This window comes from Planctomycetota bacterium (assembly GCA_026387035.1).
Taxonomy (GTDB): domain Bacteria; phylum Planctomycetota; class Phycisphaerae; order FEN-1346; family FEN-1346; genus JAPLMM01.
Map to the genome: position 1 here is coordinate 1 of JAPLMM010000227.1, position 17,919 is coordinate 17,919.

11 protein-coding genes are annotated in these 17,919 nt (G+C 65.1%); 8 read left to right on the forward strand and 3 right to left on the reverse strand.

Going from position 1 to position 17,919, the window contains the following annotated elements:
- Positions 1–167: 167 nt before the first annotated feature.
- The gene (locus NTX40_08200; GenBank protein MCX5649059.1) at positions 168–902 is read right to left on the reverse strand and encodes a PEP-CTERM sorting domain-containing protein; all 735 of its coding nucleotides are present in this window, start codon (positions 900–902) and stop codon (positions 168–170) included.
- 818 nt (positions 903–1,720) lie between these two features.
- Here NTX40_08200 and NTX40_08205 point away from each other — a divergent pair.
- Positions 1,721–2,806: a hypothetical protein gene (locus NTX40_08205; GenBank protein MCX5649060.1), complete on the forward strand. Its 1,086-nt coding sequence runs from the start codon at positions 1,721–1,723 to the stop codon at positions 2,804–2,806.
- A 377-nt stretch (positions 2,807–3,183) separates the two neighbouring features.
- Here NTX40_08205 and NTX40_08210 read toward each other — a convergent pair whose 3' ends face one another.
- A complete protein-coding gene (locus tag NTX40_08210; protein ID MCX5649061.1) occupies positions 3,184–3,567 on the reverse strand; it encodes a hypothetical protein in 384 nt (127 codons plus the stop codon).
- Entirely contained in the window at positions 3,567–3,830 is a 264-nt protein-coding gene (locus NTX40_08215) for a hypothetical protein (protein MCX5649062.1), read from the reverse strand. Before NTX40_08215 ends, NTX40_08210 begins: the two co-directional genes overlap by 1 nt.
- A gap of 463 nt (positions 3,831–4,293) precedes the next feature.
- Between NTX40_08215 and NTX40_08220 the strand changes: the two genes are divergently transcribed.
- From NTX40_08220 to NTX40_08250, 7 genes are all read left to right on the forward strand, one after another.
- The gene (locus NTX40_08220) at positions 4,294–8,766 is read left to right on the forward strand and encodes a hypothetical protein (GenBank protein ID MCX5649063.1); all 4,473 of its coding nucleotides are present in this window, start codon (positions 4,294–4,296) and stop codon (positions 8,764–8,766) included.
- Entirely contained in the window at positions 8,763–10,811 is a 2,049-nt protein-coding gene (locus tag NTX40_08225; protein MCX5649064.1) for a hypothetical protein, read from the forward strand. The genes NTX40_08220 and NTX40_08225 overlap by 4 nt, the downstream gene beginning before the upstream one ends.
- Before the next feature lie 214 nt (positions 10,812–11,025).
- The gene (locus NTX40_08230; GenBank protein MCX5649065.1) at positions 11,026–12,423 is read left to right on the forward strand and encodes a sialate O-acetylesterase; all 1,398 of its coding nucleotides are present in this window, start codon (positions 11,026–11,028) and stop codon (positions 12,421–12,423) included.
- Entirely contained in the window at positions 12,420–14,330 is a 1,911-nt protein-coding gene (locus tag NTX40_08235; GenBank protein MCX5649066.1) for a sulfatase-like hydrolase/transferase, read from the forward strand. Before NTX40_08230 ends, NTX40_08235 begins: the two co-directional genes overlap by 4 nt.
- A 134-nt stretch (positions 14,331–14,464) precedes the next feature.
- Positions 14,465–14,608 carry a hypothetical protein gene (locus tag NTX40_08240; protein ID MCX5649067.1) on the forward strand — a complete coding sequence of 48 codons (144 nt, stop codon included), beginning with the start codon at positions 14,465–14,467 and terminating at the stop codon, positions 14,606–14,608.
- A 54-nt stretch (positions 14,609–14,662) separates the two neighbouring features.
- Entirely contained in the window at positions 14,663–16,267 is a 1,605-nt protein-coding gene (locus NTX40_08245) for a DUF4038 domain-containing protein (GenBank protein MCX5649068.1), read from the forward strand.
- A gap of 32 nt (positions 16,268–16,299) precedes the next feature.
- Complete coding sequence (locus tag NTX40_08250; protein ID MCX5649069.1) at positions 16,300–17,913, forward strand: DUF4038 domain-containing protein; 1,614 nt, start codon at positions 16,300–16,302, stop codon at positions 17,911–17,913.
- Positions 17,914–17,919: the final 6 nt, after the last annotated feature.

Here is a 17,919-nt window from a genome sequence, read left to right on the forward strand (position 1 = left end):
CCGCCTCCTAACTACCCAGCGCCAACACCATGCCGCGAAAAACGGTCACACCCGCGTAAAAAAGAAGCGGCGGGCAAGCCCGCCGGCTAAATGTGACGGCGCGGGGGTGAAAAAGAGAGCGGCGTCCCGGTGGGACGCCGCGCTCAAAGCCTCAAGCCCGCTTTACATTACTTGCGTTTGCGGCCGAGGATGAGGCCCAGGCCGCCCAGACCCAAGAGGGCCATCGTCGCCGGCTCGGGAGCCGCCTCGACGCGGAAATTATCCATGGCAAAGACCTGGGAGTTACTGTCGTTGTAGGCGACGAAGCCGAAGTCGGTGATAGTGCCAGCCGGCAGCAGGGTGGGGGTGGTTGACCACGCTTTACTATCCCTCCAATCATATGTGTTAAAAACGTTGCCCGTCATTGCGTACCAGTTGGCGGTTTCCACGTTTACCGTCGAGGTCGCCCATCCGGTGATGTTAGAGCCGTTGACAGTGCCGTGGTCGTTGGCACCGGTGCCGAACGTCTCGCTACCGTACCATGTGCCGCCGACTTTAGCGAGGAATTTCGCGCCATTAGCAATCCCTCTGGCCCAGTCAACCGTGAACGTAGTCTCGGTACGCTCGGCACTCAGGATCGGCCGTTCCGCGGTGGTCCCCCATGTGTGACAATGGGATTCTCCCTCATACCACCGAGCGAACCAATCGTCACTCGTGTCGGGCGGTGCGGTGCTGGTCCAGCCTGTTGCTGTTCCGACCTTTCCCGTTCCGCCGACCCAACCGGTGCCAAGGTTCAAGGCTTCCCCGGGGGTGGTGCCCACGAATGTCTCTTGGTAGAGTTGCACCGGCGCAGCCTGCGCCGCCGAGGCCAGCACCAACACCGCGCACGCCATCAACGCTACTGCCAGTCCTAACGTTCTCATGATCCTCCCCTTTCGAAAGGAACCCCACAGGACCGATCCACTTGCCACACCAAACGACTTGTCACCCTCTAACTCCGCCGGAAGTATACCACAAAATCCGGCGAAGTCAAATGGAAAAAGGATTTTTTCGGCATCCGGGGGGGGAAGGGGGGGGGGGAAAAAGTGCCTGTAAATAAAGGATTTACGGGGGAAAAATTTTCGGATTTTCCCCGGTTTTTCCCTCTTTCGGCCTCTTCGCCAGGAAACGGCAAAGCCTTCAACGCAGAGAACGCAGAGAACGACAGGAATTGGGGAACGGCAAAAGGCAAACCCGCCGTCGCCGACCCTGCTCTGCGAAGCCCGCTACGCAGGGCGAAGCAGAGGGCTATGGCGGGCAGGCGGCACGGCCTTCAACGCAGAGAACGCGGAGAACGGCGGAGACTGGGGAACGGCAAACGGCACGGCAGCGGTCGAGCCACCCTGGCAGGGCGAGCCCCTGGATGGTCTGCTTGTGCGCGGTGGGTCGGGAGACCCACCGCGCAAAGTTGCGAAGGATTTACGGAGGAAAAATTTTTCGGATTTCACCCTGGCAGGGGGGGCGGAATCGGATGGAACCCCCGACGCCCGCTCGATATACTACAACTATCCCACGAGCGGCCCCTCGACCATGCCCTTCGAGAGCCTCAGGGCCCTGAGGCTCTCGAAGGGCATGGTCGAACGGCTCGGGCCGCCCTGCGGTTCGACCGTGCTCACCGCCCCGAGCGTGTCGAGGGGAGGTTCTCGAAGGGCGGAGAGGGGAGATAAGTACGGTGTCCCCCGGAACTCCGACACGTAGCGGCATGATGAACGCGAAAGAGCGAGTTCTGACGGCTGTGGCTCGGCGGGCGCCCGACCGGGTGCCCATGGATTTCCAGTTCAATCCCTGGGTGCTCGAACGCCTGCATCGCGACCTGGGAACCTCAACGCTCCGAGAGGTGCTCGACCGTCTGCGCAGCGACATCGTCGACTTGCGGGGCGTTGTCGATCCGAAGTACCGCGGCCCCATCCCGCAGTCGCGCGAATTGGGCGACGGCGTGCGGGAGAATTTCTGGGGATGGCGGCAGAAGGTCATGCATACGGCGACCGGTCCGGAAGACTGCTTCGTCGAGTTTGTGTTGGCCGATGCGACGTCGATTGACGATTTCGAGCGGCATCGCTGGCCAAGCCCGGATTGGTTTGACTTCTCCGCGTTCTCCACGCGCCTTGACGAGTGGCGGGACCTCGCCGTCATGGCCAGCGGGGCCAGCGTCTTCCAACACCCTACGTTCCTGCGAGGGTTGGAGAATCTGCTCATCGACATGGCCGCCCAGCCCGAGATGGCGCACTGGCTCATCGATCGCTTCACGGACTTCTACCTGGGCTTCTTTGACCGCATGCTGACGGCAGCCAAAGGGCGGATTGACATTCTGCGGACGGCGGATGACCTGGGCGCCCAGCGAGGACTGTTCTTCAGCCCGGACATGTTTCGGACCTTCATCAAACCCCGACTGAGCAAACTGATCGACATGACCCACAGCCACGGGGTGAAATTCTTGTTTCACTCGTGCGGCGCCATTCGCCCTCTGATCGAAGACTTGATCGAGATCGGCGTCGACATCCTCGACCCGCTGCAGGCCGCGGCCGAAGGGATGCAGCCCCAAGTCCTCAAGGATGCGTACGGCGACCGCATCTGCCTGCACGGCGGCATCTGCACCCAGCACCTCCTGCCGCGAGGCACGCCGGACGAGGTGCGATGCGAGGTGCAACGACGCTTGAAAATCATGGGCAACGGCGGCGGTTACATCCTGGCGCCTTGCCATGTTCTGCAAACGGATGTGCCTACCGAGAATATTTTGGCCCTGTCTGAGGCGGGCTTCGAATCCGGCCGGGACTCCGGATGCTATTGAGCATTTTGTTTTCCAGGTGCATTGCCGTGTGAAAATTCGGGCGATACGCTTCAACGGCAGGCTGGAGGCTTGAGACCGCAGAGGCCTGCCCTGCCTGCCCTGAGCAGGGTCGAAGGGAGCGAGCGAAGCGAGTCGAAGGGACGCAGAGAAAGACGCAGATTGGGGAAAGGCAAACGACAAACAACAATGACCAAGGCGAGACCCCTCCGCTTCGGTCGGGGTGACACCCGGCGACGCCTGCCCGCCCCGCCTGCCCCGTTGGGTTTGGGGCCGGGATCCGCCTTTCAATCCGCAATCCGCATTCCGCAATCACTATCTCCCCCCACCCCCCTCTGCGATCTCTGCGTTGAAGACACCGCGAAATCCCGCCGACGCCCTCACGGGTGCGGCGTAATGGCAAGGATCGTGATCTCGCCCGGACCGGGACCGTAGCACCAGAACACGCGGTAAGCCCCCGGCGTTCGGTGCTGGGCATACGCCTCGAACACCTTGGCCTTCGGGTCGAAGGGGCTTTCCAGCGAGTGGTACGGGTGGGTTTGGAGTCCGGGATGGCGCGGATTGTCCGCCAGAAGGAGGATCGTCTTACGGACCTGCTTAAAAAGCCCTTCCTGCCGGGAGGATTTCCGTCTGCCGGTTCGCCCCCGCGTCCGGCCGGATCGCTTGCCCTGAGTCCCGACAAGGTCGGGATCGAAGGGGGCGACCGAAACCTGGAGTTCCTCGTACTGGCGGCGCGCGGTGGGCGTCCATCGGACCGCAGCCATCAGCGATTGTCCTCATCGTCGCCCGACCCCGCCTCCAGGTCCGGGGCCTCGGCAAACCGGCCCGCGCGCGCCTCCTCCAGTCCCCCGCGGACCGCCTCCAGAGCCTTCGCGTTCTTGTAGAGCCACGCTTCCCGGGCGGGAATCGCCTCCGCTGGAATGATCTCCAGCGCCCCGTCCTCGTGCTCCCGCACGATCACCAGGCGGTTCGCGTATCGTGGGCCGAGCGTAATCCGCCCCCGGCCGTCAACGGTCTTCGTCGTCATGGCACCTTCCTCCTCACCGGACATTATTGCCTATATCGGGCGAAAAGGCAAGTGGGAAATAGGGCAATTGCTCCGGATTTCAAGGGCAGGGCATTTCCGCCCCGCCTCAGGCACCCAGGCACTCCCTGGCAGGGCGAGCCCCTGGCTGGGCTACGCCCGCCGTGGCCCGCTGCCGTGGCTCGACCGCAGGAACCCAGGCACTGGCCGTCCAATGCTGTTTCTTTGTCAAATGCGAGATTCCCCCGCCGACCCCCAAAGGCACGCGCTCGCCCCGCCACGGCGGGTAAACTTCCGGCTTCGTCCTGCGGACTACGCCGGGACAAGTCGGCTCGCGGCTAACCGTGAACGGCGCACAGCGCTGCTGGGTGGACCACGGGGCCCGGGGGAGCGAAAATTTTTGGAACTTTCGGCCGGGGGGATGGTCTAATACCTGGAATCCGAGTGGTTCGGTTGCCGAGCCTTTATGAAGCGTCGGCTTATCGCTATCGCCGTTCTGGTATTCTTCGTCGCGGCCCCGGCCGTGGGGAACTCCGTGCGCCCGGACCTGGTGCGCGAAATTCTTCGCCGGAAACCCGAATGGCCGGGCGTCGAGGTCGAAATTCCCGTCGAGGTCTACGACGCGTACGTGCGGGACCTGCGCGCGGTTCCCGTCCCGCCGCAGCCCCCCGAAGTTTCCTGGATCGAGCGGGTCACGTACCGCATTTCCATCGCCGCCGACGACGCGAAACTCGAAGCGGAGTTCAACCTCGTCTTCCTGCCCGGCGAGGGGGCCAAGGCCCTGGCTCTGCTTCCGAAGGCCCTCGCGTGGAGCGAGGTGACGCTGGACGGCAAGACCGTCGAACTCCGGCAGGCCGACGACGGCTGGTTCTACCTGGACCCGCCGGAGCCCGGCCGATACCGCGTCGTGGCGAAGGCGCCGGTGAAACCGGCGAAGAACGGCGACCGGTTCGACGCCTCGTGGCCGACGCCGGCGGCGGCGTGGACCGTCGGGGCCGTGGAGTCGGACGGCCTGTGGGAGGTGCGATTCTCGCGGTCGCCGCTGCCCGTCGTCGGGGCGGAGGCGGCCGGGACGCACGGCACGGTGGGCCTCGTGCCGGGCGACCGGTTGGGCGTCCAGTGGCAGCGTCCTCAGCCGCCCGTCCGCCGGGCCGCCAGCATCGAATCGAAATCCCATGTCGGTTGGACGCTGGCGGACGGCGTGCACCAGGTGCGTGCGATCCTGGACCTTCGGCTGTGGGGCGGGGAGGCGGAGGAACTTTCGCTTTCGTTCCCGCTGGGGGCCGACCGCATCGAAATCCGGGGTCCCGACGTCCGCGAGGTGCAGACCCAGGGGGCCCAGGCCCGCGTGTTCCTGCGCGGGGCGATTACGCAGCGGACGCGCCTGGCGGTCTCCTTCGAGGTGCCGCGGGCGGCCACCGGGCGGATGACGCTGCCGGCGTTCGGCGTGGCGGGAGCGAGGCCGGCGGGCGGAACGCTGGCGATCGCGGGCGGCAGCGGGGCGGTGCTCCTGGAGATGGAGAGCCGGGGCCTTGAGCCGATGGCCCTTTATGACCTGCCGGCGGAGACGCGGGGTCTCCTGGCGGCGCCGCCGGTCTATGCCTACAACCTCGCGCCGGGGCCGTGGGAAGCGCAGGTCGATTTGGTGGCGATGGCGGAGTTTCCGGTCCGCGAGACGCTGATCGACTCGGCCCTTTACACGGTCCTCTACCGCCCGGACGGGCGGGTGATGACGAAGGTGATTTACGAGGTTCGGAACCGGGCGAAGCAGTACATGCGGGTGGACCTGCCGGCGGGGGCGACGCTGGTCGTCGCCCGCGTGTCGGAGGAGCAGCGGAACCTGGCCCGCGGCCCGGGGACGAGCGTTCTCGTGCCCCTGGAAAAGAGCGTTCTGACGACGGCGGGGCTGGTGAGTTTCCCGGTGGAACTGGTGTACGTGATGGCCTCGCCGCCGCTGGACCGCAAGGGCGAGTTCCGCGCGGTGCTTCCGCGGACAGACCTTTCGATCGCCTACGCGCGGTGCGCGCTGATGCTGCCGGAGGGGATGAAGGTGAAGGAGTGGGGCGGACCGCTTCGGAAAGTGCCGTCGTGGTCGAGCGAGACGGCCGAGATGGAGTTTGAGTACGGGCGCGGGTACCTGGCGCCGCCGGAGGCGAAGGAGCCGCCCACGCCGAAAGGGCCGGGGATTTTGGAGACCATCGGCGGGCTGTTCGTGATGGCCTCGCGGGCGCCTGTGCCACAACGCGTTGCTCAACCGATGGAAGACGATGAAACGCGGCGGCAGCGGGAACTTCAGACACAGACGCTCCAGGCGAAGAACACTTACCGTGCGGCGGTGCGGGCGTACGATGCCGGGGACAACCCGCGGGCGCAGAAACTGTTCGAGCAGGTGACGACCATCGCGCCGGAATCGACGGAGGGGTACAACGCCAAGAAGTACCTAGGGAACGTGAAGATTGCGATGGGCGAAGCGGAGGAGGGCGCGAAGGGCGACCGCGGCGCACGGGCGGCGACGAAGGCCGTCCAGCGGGCGCAGCAGATGGCGAACGTGACGATGCTCGAGCGCCAGCAGGAACTCCTGGCCCAGGGCCGGCAGGCGGCCCAGGCGGGGGACGTGAAACAGGCCGAGGCGGCGTACCAGGTGGCGACGGAGATGTCAAAGGAACTCCAGTCCCGCGGCGAGGAGGCGCGCGAGCAGCACGCCACGGTCCGCAAGGCCGAGCAGTTCCTCACGGAGTCCAAGGCGCAGCGCGGGAAGCAGGAGGCCGAGGTGGCGGGACTTCAGCAGCGGCTGGAGTCGGCGAAGAAGAACCTCACCAAGGCGGGCGGAAAAGCGGCAGCGAACATCGCCGACTTCGGTGTGGAGGGAGATGAGCGCGTGGGGGTGAGTGGAGGCTTCGCGTATTTTGGGACGCCGCCGGCGAAGGCGCCGGCCCAGGTGGAACTTGGGACGGCTATTGCGAAGCAGCAGGTGGACACGTACGGCAAGGTAGGGTCGGCCCAGGGCAAGGCGGTCTTCACTGGCCATGGCGTGGGTGGAGGCGGGGGCGGCACCGAGGGTTTGGGTCCCGCCGGAGGTGGCGGCGGGCAGGGGGAGGTCGCTCAACTTCAGGAACAGGTTCACGAACTGGAGGCGCTCCAGAAAAGATTCGGCGGCGAGAAGGCGGCCAAGCAGCCGACGTCCGAGGCGCTGGCGAAGGCGATTGACCTGGACAAAAAGGTGGAGCAGCGGACCGAGGCCCTGAAAGCGGGCGCGAAACAGGCGGCCTCGCTCGCCCGCGCGGGACGCCTGGCCGAGGCCGAGCAACTGATGGCGAACCTCCAGACGGAGGTGGAAAAAACAGCGAACGTGGCCGCCCTGATGCTGGCGGAAAAGAAGCCAGAGAAAGTGGCGGCGCTGGAAGGCGCGCCAGCGGCTGTGGAAGTGGCGGCGCCGGCGGCGCCGGAAGGCACGCCAGCGGTCACGGTGGACCGCTCCGGCTCGATGGTCCGGGGCGTCCGGACGGCGCGGGACCTTCAGCGGCAAGAGGTGAAGGCGAACGTGAGCGACCTTTTGGCGCTGGCGGAGCGGCGCGTCAAGGAGGGGCGGACGCTGGAAGCACGGAATACGGCCCTTCAGTCGCTGGCGAACGCGGAACGGATTGTGGAGGTCAACAAGGACCTGCTGGACGCCGATGCGGAGGGGCTGCGAAGCGGAATCAACGCCTTGCGGTCGGAGGTCGGGAAACCGAGCGGGCAACCTCCGCCGAGCCCGGCCGCGGAACCGGCCATGCCGGACCAGGAACGCGACAAGCGGGTGGAAGAACTCTGGTCGCGTGCGCGGAGCCTCGGGCGCTTGAAGAGAATGGACGAGGCGGTGGCGACGGTGGACGAGATCATCCGCCTGGAGCCGGGGAACGAAAACGCCTGGCGATGGCGGGAGGACCTGAGGGGGCTGAAGGGGCAGAAGGAGAGTCTGGCGCGCGCGCCGGAGGCCATGACCGACCCGGCGCGGCAGGGCGCGGCGGTGAGCGGCAAAGAGAAGAAACTTGAGGAACTGAACGCGGAGTTCTTCAGGGCCGTCGAGGAGATCCAGGAGCAGAAGAAGGGGCAGGAAACGGTCCAGTTCGACGTGAGCGACCTCACGGAAGGGGTCCAGGACGGTAAAAGGCTGGCGGAGTTCGTCGGGGCGAACTACGACTGGACGCTTCGGCAGGACGTGCGGGCGGCGCCGACGGTGACCGTGATGAACGGGCAGGCGACCACCGTGGTGGCGACGGGAGGGCGTTACGGGGCGATGACGGCCGCGGGGGTTGCAAGCGCGAATGTCCGTTTCAACGACGGGAGGCTGGAGGTGCCGAACGACCCGGCCGTGGTGGGCCAGGTGCAGGCGGTGCTGGAGCGTCTGCGGGCGAATTGGGGCCAGCGGGTGGCGGTGGGGTCGCGGAACGTGTATGTGGCGGGCCATCAGGTCGGCGCTGCAGGGGTCAAGTGGGTCGAGGGTGCGAACGGGGTGCGGTACGCGGTGGTGGATGAGGGGGCCCTCTTGAACCTCATGGACCTGGAGCAGCGGGACCGCAACGGTCCGCCGGCCGGCGCGGCGAGGGACGTTTACCAGGACGCCGTGGTGGGGACGCAGGCGCTCCTGGCGAACGGCGCCGTGGTGGACCTCGCGCGGGCGGGCGACCGGGACAACACGCTGAACTACAACGGCAACAGCATTCCGGTTGGGCACGACGATTACCTCCTGGTGAATAACGGTTCGTACGTGACGGCGGTGAAGGCGGGCGAGATGCGTCACTGGTCGGCCGAGACGGAACCGGTGAAGTTTCCCGGGGTGCCGGCGGCGGTGGTGGTTCCGGCCGTCGGGCGCACGGTGAAGTTCGAGAAGACGTTGCTGGAACCGGAAGACGTGGTAGAATTGGTCACCCAGTACACTTGGGAAGGAGAGCCGAGATGAGGACGCGAACGTGGGTGCTGTGGTTGGGTGTGGCGGTGCTCCTGGCGGCAGGGCCGGCCCTGGCGGCAGGTCCGGCGGCGATCGCGCAGGAGAAGAAACCCGAAGAGGTTCCCCTGGATGAGGAAGGGCGGGTGATCCTCTCGTGGGAGACGTTCAAGGACGTGACGAAGTGGGACGAGCAGCGACCGCCGGCGGAGGAGCCCGGCGTCTTCACCCTCTCGTGGGAGGACGTGCGCGACCTCCTGGGGATCGAGATGAAGGACGTCAAGATGGACAAGACGAAACTGCGGATCCCGTGGCAGGAGTTCAAGGCCCTTCTGGAATGGAGCATCACGAAGAAGAAGGAGCCGGCGGCAGCACCGCCGCCCACGGATTGGACGATCACGGCGGCGGTGTACGAGGGCCAACTGACGAAGGACGGGGCGATCTTCGACGCGACGTTCCACATCCGGATCCTGAAGGAAAAGGAGTGGAAGACGGTGCCGCTGTTGCCGGCGTCGGTGGCGGTCGAGGAAGCGACGCTTCCGGAGGGGGCGTACCTGAGGCTCGCGGGCGGGTTCTACGAGTTGATCACGGCCGGCACGGGCGCCCAGGAAGTGAAGGTGAAGTTCTCCACGGCCGTGACGGAATCGGCCGGCTCTAACACGGCGGGGTTCGCGCGCGTGCCTTCGGGCACCTCGATCGTGAACCTGGTGGTGCCGCAGGCGGCCGTGACCGTGACGGTGGCGAACGCGCAATCGCTCGTGAAGACCGAGGGCGAGAAGGAAACGCGCGTGACGGCCGCGCTGCCGTCCGGCGCGCCGTTGCAAATCGCCTGGGAGCGGGCGATCCCCGAGGCCGAAAAGGTGCCGCCGAAACTCTATGCCGAGACGAAAACCCTCGTGGCGGTGGGCGACGGCATCCTCATTTGCCGCCAGCGCGTGGACTACAACATCCTCCACACGGGCGTGCGGGTGCTGAAACTGAAGGTGCCGGCCGGCGCGAGCATCCTGGAGGTGACGGGCAACCGCGTCCGCGACTGGCGTGTGGCGGACGGGAATCTGTCGGTCTCGTTGACGTATGAGGCGATCGGGGCGTACAGCCTCCAGGTGGTGTATGAGAAGGCGACGGGCGAAGTGCAGGCGGGCGGGGTTTCGTTGCCGGTGCTTCACGCCTCCGACGTCGAACGCGAGAAGGGCAACATCGGCGTGGTGGCGCTGGCGAACGTGGAACTGTCGAGCCCGGCATTGAAGGGTGCGACGGCGATTGATGTCCGCGAACTGCCGCCCGAACTCCTCGGCATGACCGGCCAGCCGGTCCTCCTCGCCTACCGCTACGTGGCGGAGGACTTTAACATCCCGCTCGCCATCAAAAAGCACGAGGACGTGACGGTGCTGGTGACGATCGTGGACTCCGGCGTCATCACGACGATGCAGACGCTGGACGGGCGGCGGATCACCAAGGCGATTTACAACGTGCGGAACAACCGGAATCAGTTCCTGCGTCTGACGCTGCCGGCCGGCGCGGAGATGTGGTCGGCGAGCGTGAGCGGCCGGTCGGTCCGCCCCGCGAAGGACGAGCAGGGGCGCATCCTTCTGCCGCTCGTGCGGTCGGAGGGGGCGTCGAGCGGTCTGGCGGCGTTCCCCGTGGAGGTGGTGTACGTGGAGAAGGGCGAAGTGCCGCCGGCCTCCGGGACGCTCGAGATCAAGTTGCCTCGCGCGAGCGAACCCATCACGCAACTGATGGTTAACCTGTACCTGCCGAAGGAAGCCAAGTATACGAAGGGGTGGTCGGACGAGCCGGCCATCGAGAGCCCGCTGACGGTCGTCAAGGCGTACCGGCAGTTGGTGGGCGTGGTCGGCGCGCCGGGCATCCAGGCGGAACAGGCGGCGATGGCGATTCAGCAGGCGGCCCAGGCGAGGGCGGATGCGGAGACGGCCGGCGCCGGCGCGACGCCCATCCGCGTGAACCTCCCGATCGACGGGGAGTTGTTCCGGCTCGAGAAGATCCTCGTGCTGGACGAGGACCTGTTCATCCGGGTCAACTACAGCGGGTGGAAGAGGTAGGTCGGCGACGGAGGAAGGCGGGGCGGGGGTGTCCTATCCCCGCATGGAAATTATCTTGACATGCCCCCCTCGTGACTACACTGTTTTCAGTTGTCGAACTTCGGCTGGTTCGAAGCCGACTTCGTCGTGAACCGGCGACCGGTAGGAGATGTTTGTGCAACAGGCTCGCTTCCTGAATTGTTGCCCAGGGGGGCTTGGGAGAAAGGAATCACGCATGAGGCCTGTCAGACTGCTCGGACTGCTCGGATTGCTGTGCCTGGGGTTGGTCGTGGGTCCAGCCGAGACTCTCGGCCAGGAGGCGAAACCGTTCGTCCATTCCTTGTTCGGCGACCACATGGTCCTCCAGCGCGACATGAAGGCGCCCATCTGGGGCTGGGCCAAGCCGGATGAGAAGGTGACCGTCGAGATGGCGGGGAAGAGCGGCACGGCCGCCGCCGACAAGGACGGCCGATGGGAGGTCCGGCTGGGTCCCTTCAAGGCGGGCGGTCCGCACACGCTGAAGATTTCCGGGCCCCAGGCGGTGACGATTCAGGACGTCCTCGTGGGCGACGTGTGGCTTTGCTCGGGCCAGTCGAACATGGCGTGGGGCATGAAGGGTAGCGACACGGGCGACGACATTGCGAAGGCCGATTTTCCGAAGATTCGGCAAACGGGTCCCGGTGGGAATTGGGCTGTCTGCACCCCGGAGTCGGCGGCCGGGTTCAAAGCCGTCGGTTTCTACTTTGCGCGGGCGGTTCAGCGGGAGACCGGCGTTCCGATCGGCCTAGTCAACAATGCCGTGGGCGGATCGCGCATCGAGCCGTGGGTCGACCCTGCCAGTGTGGCTTCTTCGGTGCCCGAAGTTCGGCCCGCGCTCGAAGGGGGCAAAAGCGGCCTGTTCAACGCCAAGACGCTGCCGCTCGTCCCGTATGCTTTACGCGGCATGCTGTGGTACCAGGGCGAAAGCAACGGCAACGAGGGCACAAGTTACCTCCAAAAGTTGCGGGTCCTCATCGGCGGCTGGCGGAAGTTGTGGGGCCAGGGCGATTTTCCCGCGTATGTCGTGCAACTTCCCAATTTTCAGCAGGCCAACGACAATCCGGCCGGCGGCGACGGGTGGGCCAAGATCCGCGAGGCCCAGTTGAAGGCCCTCGCGATTCCCAACACCGGCGTCATCATCACGATCGACGTCGGCGAGCCGGGAAACATCCATCCGAAGAACAAGTTCGACGTGGGCGAACGCCTTGCGCGGTGGGCGGTGGCCAAAGACTACGGCAAGAAGGACCTCGTTTACAGCGGGCCGCTCTACAAGGGCATGAAGGTCGAGGGCAACAAGGTCCGCATCTCGTTCGACCACGTCGGCAGCGGCCTGATGGTCGGCAAGAAGGAAGGCCGGCGACCGGCCGAGGAGGTCAAGGGCGGCCAACTGAAGCGCTTCGCCGTCGCCGGGGCCGACAAAAAATGGGTCTGGGCCGACGCCGTCATCGAGAAGAACACGGTCGTCGTCTCCAGCCCCGACGTGCCGAATCCCGTGGCGGTGCGGTATGCCTTCTCCGGCAACCCCGAAGGCTGCAACCTTTACAACAAGGAAGGGCTGCCCGCCTCGCCGTTCCGGACGGATGATTGGGAATGAAGCGAATGAGGAAGGGAACCGTGAGCGCCCCTCGAAGGGTGACGCGGCGATCGTTCATCAAGTGCGTGGGCGCGGGGTCGGCGGCGCTCGTGGCGCCGGCCGCCGCTCTGCGTGCGGCCGAGGAAGCGGCGGCCGGGGGCGGCCCGCGACCGAACATCCTCTGGATCACCAGCGAGGACAATGGCCCCTTCTTCGGCTGCTACGGGGACGCGTACGCGACGACGCCGCACTTTGACAAGTTCGCGTCCGAAGGGGTGCTCTACCTGAACGCGTTCGCCAACGCGCCGGTTTGCGCACCCGCGCGGTCGACGATCATCTCCGGTATGTACGCGTGCAGCCTGGGCACGCATCCCATGCGGAGCACCTACGCGATCCCTTCGGATATCCGGTTCTTCCCCCAGTACCTCCGCGAGGCGGGCTACTACTGCACCAACTGCAGCAAGGAAGACTACAACATGCGGAAGCCGCCCGGAACCTGGGACGACTCCAGCGCCAAGGCCCACTACCGGAACCGCCAGGCCGGCCAGCCGTTCTTTGCGGTGTTCAATCTCACGGTGAGCCACGAAAGTTCCGTTCACAAGAGCGCGCCGAAAACCTCGCACGATCCGGCGAAGGCGCCGCTGCCGCCGTACCATCCTGACACGCTGACGATCCGCCACGACTGGGCGCAGTACTACGACAAGGTCCAGGCCCTGGACGCGCAGGTGGGCGGGATCCTGGCGAACCTCGAGAAGGACGGCCTCGCGGAGGACACGATCGTCTTTTACTACTCGGACCACGGCGGCGTGCTGCCGCGGAGCAAGCGGTTTCTGTACGACAGCGGAACCCATGTGCCGATGATCGTCCGCTTTCCGAAGAAGTACCAGCACCTCTCGCCCGGGAAGCCGGGGACGCGGACGGACCGGCTCGTGAGTTTCGTGGACCTGGCGCCGACGGTGCTCGGCCTGGCGGGGATCCCGGTGCCGGAGAGCATGCAGGGCGAGGCCTTCCTCGGCCCCGAGGCGCGCGAGCCGCGAGAGTATGTCTGCCTTTTCCGCGCGCGCATGGACGAGCGCTACGACATGATGCGCGCCGTGCGCGACAAGCAGTTCAAGTACATCCGCAACTACATGCCCCACCGGATCTACGGCCAGTATCTGGAGTACCTCTGGAAGATGCCGGCGACGCGGTCCTGGGAAGAGGAGTACAAGGCAGGCCGGTGCAATCCGACCCAGAGCATCTTCTGGGGACCGAAACCCGCGGAAGAACTGTACGATGTCGCGAAGGACCCGTACGAGGTGAACAACCTCGCGGCGGACCCGGCGTGCGCCGACGTCCTCGAGCGGATGCGCCGGGTCTTGAGGGACTGGATCCTGAAAATCCGGGACACGGGTTTCCTGCCCGAGGGCGACAGGATCGAACAGACCGCCGGGACGACAGCCTACGAGTTGGTCCGCAAGGCCGGTTTTCCGCTGGAGCGCATCGTTGAGACGGCCGAGATGGCGACGGACCGCGACGCCCGCCATTTGCCGGAACTTGTCAAGCGCCTGAAAGACCCCGACAGCGCGGTGCGGTACTGGGCCGCCACCGGGTGCGTCGTTTTGGGCGAGCAAGCGCGTTCGGCAGCGGGCGCTCTCGCCGCCGCGCTCGCGGATTCCTCGGGGGACGTCTGCATCGCTGCCGCCGAGGCCCTCTTCAGGCTCGGCATGACGGACAAAGCCCTTCCCGTGCTGAAGCAGGCGCTGGCCGACAAGAATCCGCGCGTGGTGCTCCATGCGGTCAATGTGGTTCAGTGCTTAGGCGAGAAGGCGTTCTCGCTCTTGCCGGCCGTGGAGCGGGCGATGAAGAATTCCGGCGACAATTACGTGGACAGCGCGGGAGCGCATGTGCTGGAAACGCTGGGGAAGAATAGTTTCGGGCCGGAATGAGTCATGAAACGAGGGGCGACCGCACCGATGCCCAGGGAGAGAAGTAAAACTGCCGAGTCGATGCGTCAGGCGGCTGCCGGTACTTGCTGCTACGTTCCCGGCTGCCCCCGCGGCACCGGCCTCGGAACCACGGAATGCCCGGACTGAAGGAGCCCGACCGGCGAAAAACCCTCACTTGCGCCGAGGGCTTCATTGTGCCACTCTCGCTGACGACATACATGGAAGCCAACCTTCCCAAGCAGAGGGCGGTTCACGATTTTGTGGTTCCCAAGCAGTAACGCTGCACTCGAACGGGAGACGCAACGATGAGCAGACGATGGCTGGGGGCATGGGTGGTTGTTTCGCTGGCCCTTGCGGCCCGCGCTAACGCGGGACAGCGCGTCGAGACGAATCGCGTTGCCGAAATCGCCTTGGTCTCCGAGAAAACATATGCGAACCCGTTCACGGAGATCCGACTCGACGCTATCGTTACTCAGCCGGATGGCAACCCATTGCGGGTGCCGGCGTTCTGGGCCGGCGGCAATCGGTGGTGTTTCCGTTACGCATCGAGCCAGCCGGGCCAGGCCGTGTGGCGGACCGAATGCTCTGATGCGGCGAACCCGAAACTCCATGGCGTCGAAGGGAAGGTCGACGTGGTCGCCTACGCAGGCGACAATCCCTTGTACCGCCATGGCCCGATTCACGTGGCCAAGGGCCAACGGCACTTTGAACATGCCGACGGCACGCCGTTCTTCTGGCTGGGCGATACGTGGTGGAAGGGGCTGTGCAAACGGCTCACGTGGGAAGGGTTCCAGGAACTCGCGGCCGACCGCAAGGCCAAGGGATTCAGTGTCGTGCAGATCGTCTGCGGACCCTATCCCGATGAAGGGATGTTTGAGCCGCGATGGGAAAACGAAGGCGGAAAGCCGTACGAGACCAGGGATTTCACGGTGGTCAATCCCGCGTATTTCGAGTATGCGGACCGCCGCATCGAGCACCTGGTGGAGGCAGGCATCGTCCCGGCCATCGTCGGTGCTTGGGGGCGAAGCGACTGTAACAGTATGCAGGCGGTCGGAGCCACCGGCCTCATGCGGCATTGGCGGAATCTGGTTGCGCGGTATGGCGCCTTTCCCGTGGTCTGGATTCTGGCGGGTGAAATCGGCACCGGTACCAAGTGGGGCCAGGGACCGTGGGCCGAAGTGGCAGAATATCTGCGCAGCGTGGATCCCTACAAGCGCCCGCTCACCTGCCATACCTCGGCGGGTCGCCGCGGCGCTCCGGGGGATGAACTACTGATTGATTACGACATGGTTGGGGGTAGCCATGCCGCTCCGACAACCCGGCAGACCCTCTCGGTCTTCACCGAAGCGTATGGCAAGGCGCCGCCCATGCCGGTTCTCTGCGGCGAAACCGGTTACGAAGGCCACATGCAGTTCCATTTCCAGGATGTTCAGCGCCACGTGTTCTGGATGTACATGCTCAGTGGCGCGGCGGGCCATACGTACGGCGCGGCGGGCGTCTGGCACGCGAGCGTCGAAGGCGATCCGGGCATCACGCCCGTCTACGACCGGACGACCTGGCGGGAGGGGATGAACTACCCCGGCTCGACGCAGCTCGGGCTGGGCAAGCGGCTGCTCGAACAATATCCCTGGTGGCGATTCGAACCGCATCCTGAGTGGGTGGAAGACGGCTACTTTGCGGCAGGTATTCCGGGCGAGGTGCGTTTCATCTACCTGCCCCGGCGCAACGTTTACGATTGGAGCGGCCCGACGGTCAAGAACCTGGAGCCCGACGTCAACTGGCATGCCTATTACTTCGATCCCGCGACCGGCCGGCGATTCGATCAGGGCACGATCCAAGGGAAGACTGGGAACAAGACGGCAGAGCCGGTGGATTTCAAGAGGAACGTGCCATCGCCCCAGGACTGGGTGTTGGTGCTGGAACGAGTGACATCGTAAGAGAAGGACACGCTTTTTAGGAGAGGCAACCGATGAGAAACATGGTGCATCTGGCATTGGCGTTGTGTGCGTTAGCCCAGGGGGCGGCGCGCGCAGCCGAGGTGGGGCAATGGGAGGTGTTTGAAGCGTCCTACGAATCCAAGAAGACCTACGCGAACCCCTTTAATGACGTCGAGGTGGAGGTCGTCTTTCGCAGCGGGGTGAAGCAGTGGACCGTGCCTGCGTTCTGGGTGGGTGGCAGCAAATGGACCGTTCGCTTCGCGCCACCCGTGCAGGGGGAGTATGCGTTCCGCGTTCAGTGCACGGACCCGTCGAACCCCGACCTGAACGGGCACGAGAAGGCCCTTCGCGTCGCGGCCTACGCGGGCAACAACCCCCTGCTGAAGCATGGCTTTCTCCGCGTCAGCGCGGACAAGCGGCACTTGGAACATGCCGACGGCACGCCGTTCTTCTGGCTGGGCGATACGTGGTGGAAGAACTTGTGCAAACGAATGACGTGGGAAGGCTTCCAGGAACTGACGGCCGACCGCAAAGCCAAGGGCTTTTCCGTGGTGCAGATCGTCTGCGGGCCGTATCCCGATGAAGGCATGTTTGAGCCACGATGGGAGAACGAAGGCGGAAAGCCGTACGAGACCAGGGATTTCAGCGTTGTTAATCCCAAGTACTTCGATTACGCGGACCGTCGTATCAAACATCTGGTCGATGCCGGGATCGTCCCGGCAATCGTCGGTGGATGGGGGCGAGGCGACTGTGACGGCATGAGAATGGCAGGCGTGGACGGCATCAAGCGGCATTGGCGGAATCTGATCGCGCATTATGGCGCCTATCCGACGGTATGGATCATTGGCGGCGAATCGGGCGGGCCGCAGTGGACCGAGGTGGCACGGTACGTTCAGAAAATCGACCCCTATTGCCATCCGGCGACGGTCCATCCGTTCCATTCGGGCCGGCTGTCCGTGACCGACGAAACGGTCATCGATTTCGACATGCTCCAGACGGGGCACGGCGATTGGGACGCGGCGCGCGGCGCGATACCGAAACTCCAGGCCGCCTACGCCCGCGAACCGGTCATGCCCGCCATGATCGGCGAGTACTGCTACGAAGGCCACATGCAGACGGCATTCCAGGACGTTCAGCGTTACGTGTTCTGGGGGACCATGCTCAGCGGTTCGGCGGGTCTTACCTATGGTGCGGCGGGCGTCTGGCACGCCAGCGTCGAAGGCGATCCGGGCATCGCGAGGGTTTACGACTTCACGACCTGGAAAGAAGGCATGAACTTTCCCGGCTCCGCGCAACTCGGGCTGGGCAAGAAGTTGCTCGAACAGTATCCCTGGTGGAAATTCGAGCCGCACCCGGAGTGGGTGGAAGCGGGCTGTTTTGCCGCCGGCATACCGGGCGAAGTGCGCTTCATCTACCTGCCGCGACGCAACGTGTACAACTGGACCGGCCCGACGGTCAAGAATCTTGAGCCTGACGTCGATTGGCACGTCTACTACTTTGATCCGGCGACAGGCCGGAAATTCGATCAGGGCACAATCAAAGCCCGGGTGAAAGCGGGCGACACGCCGGCGGACCCCGTTGATTTTAAGAAGAACGTTCCTTCGCCTCAGGATTGGGTGCTGGTGCTGGAGCGGGTGAAACCGTAAAGATAA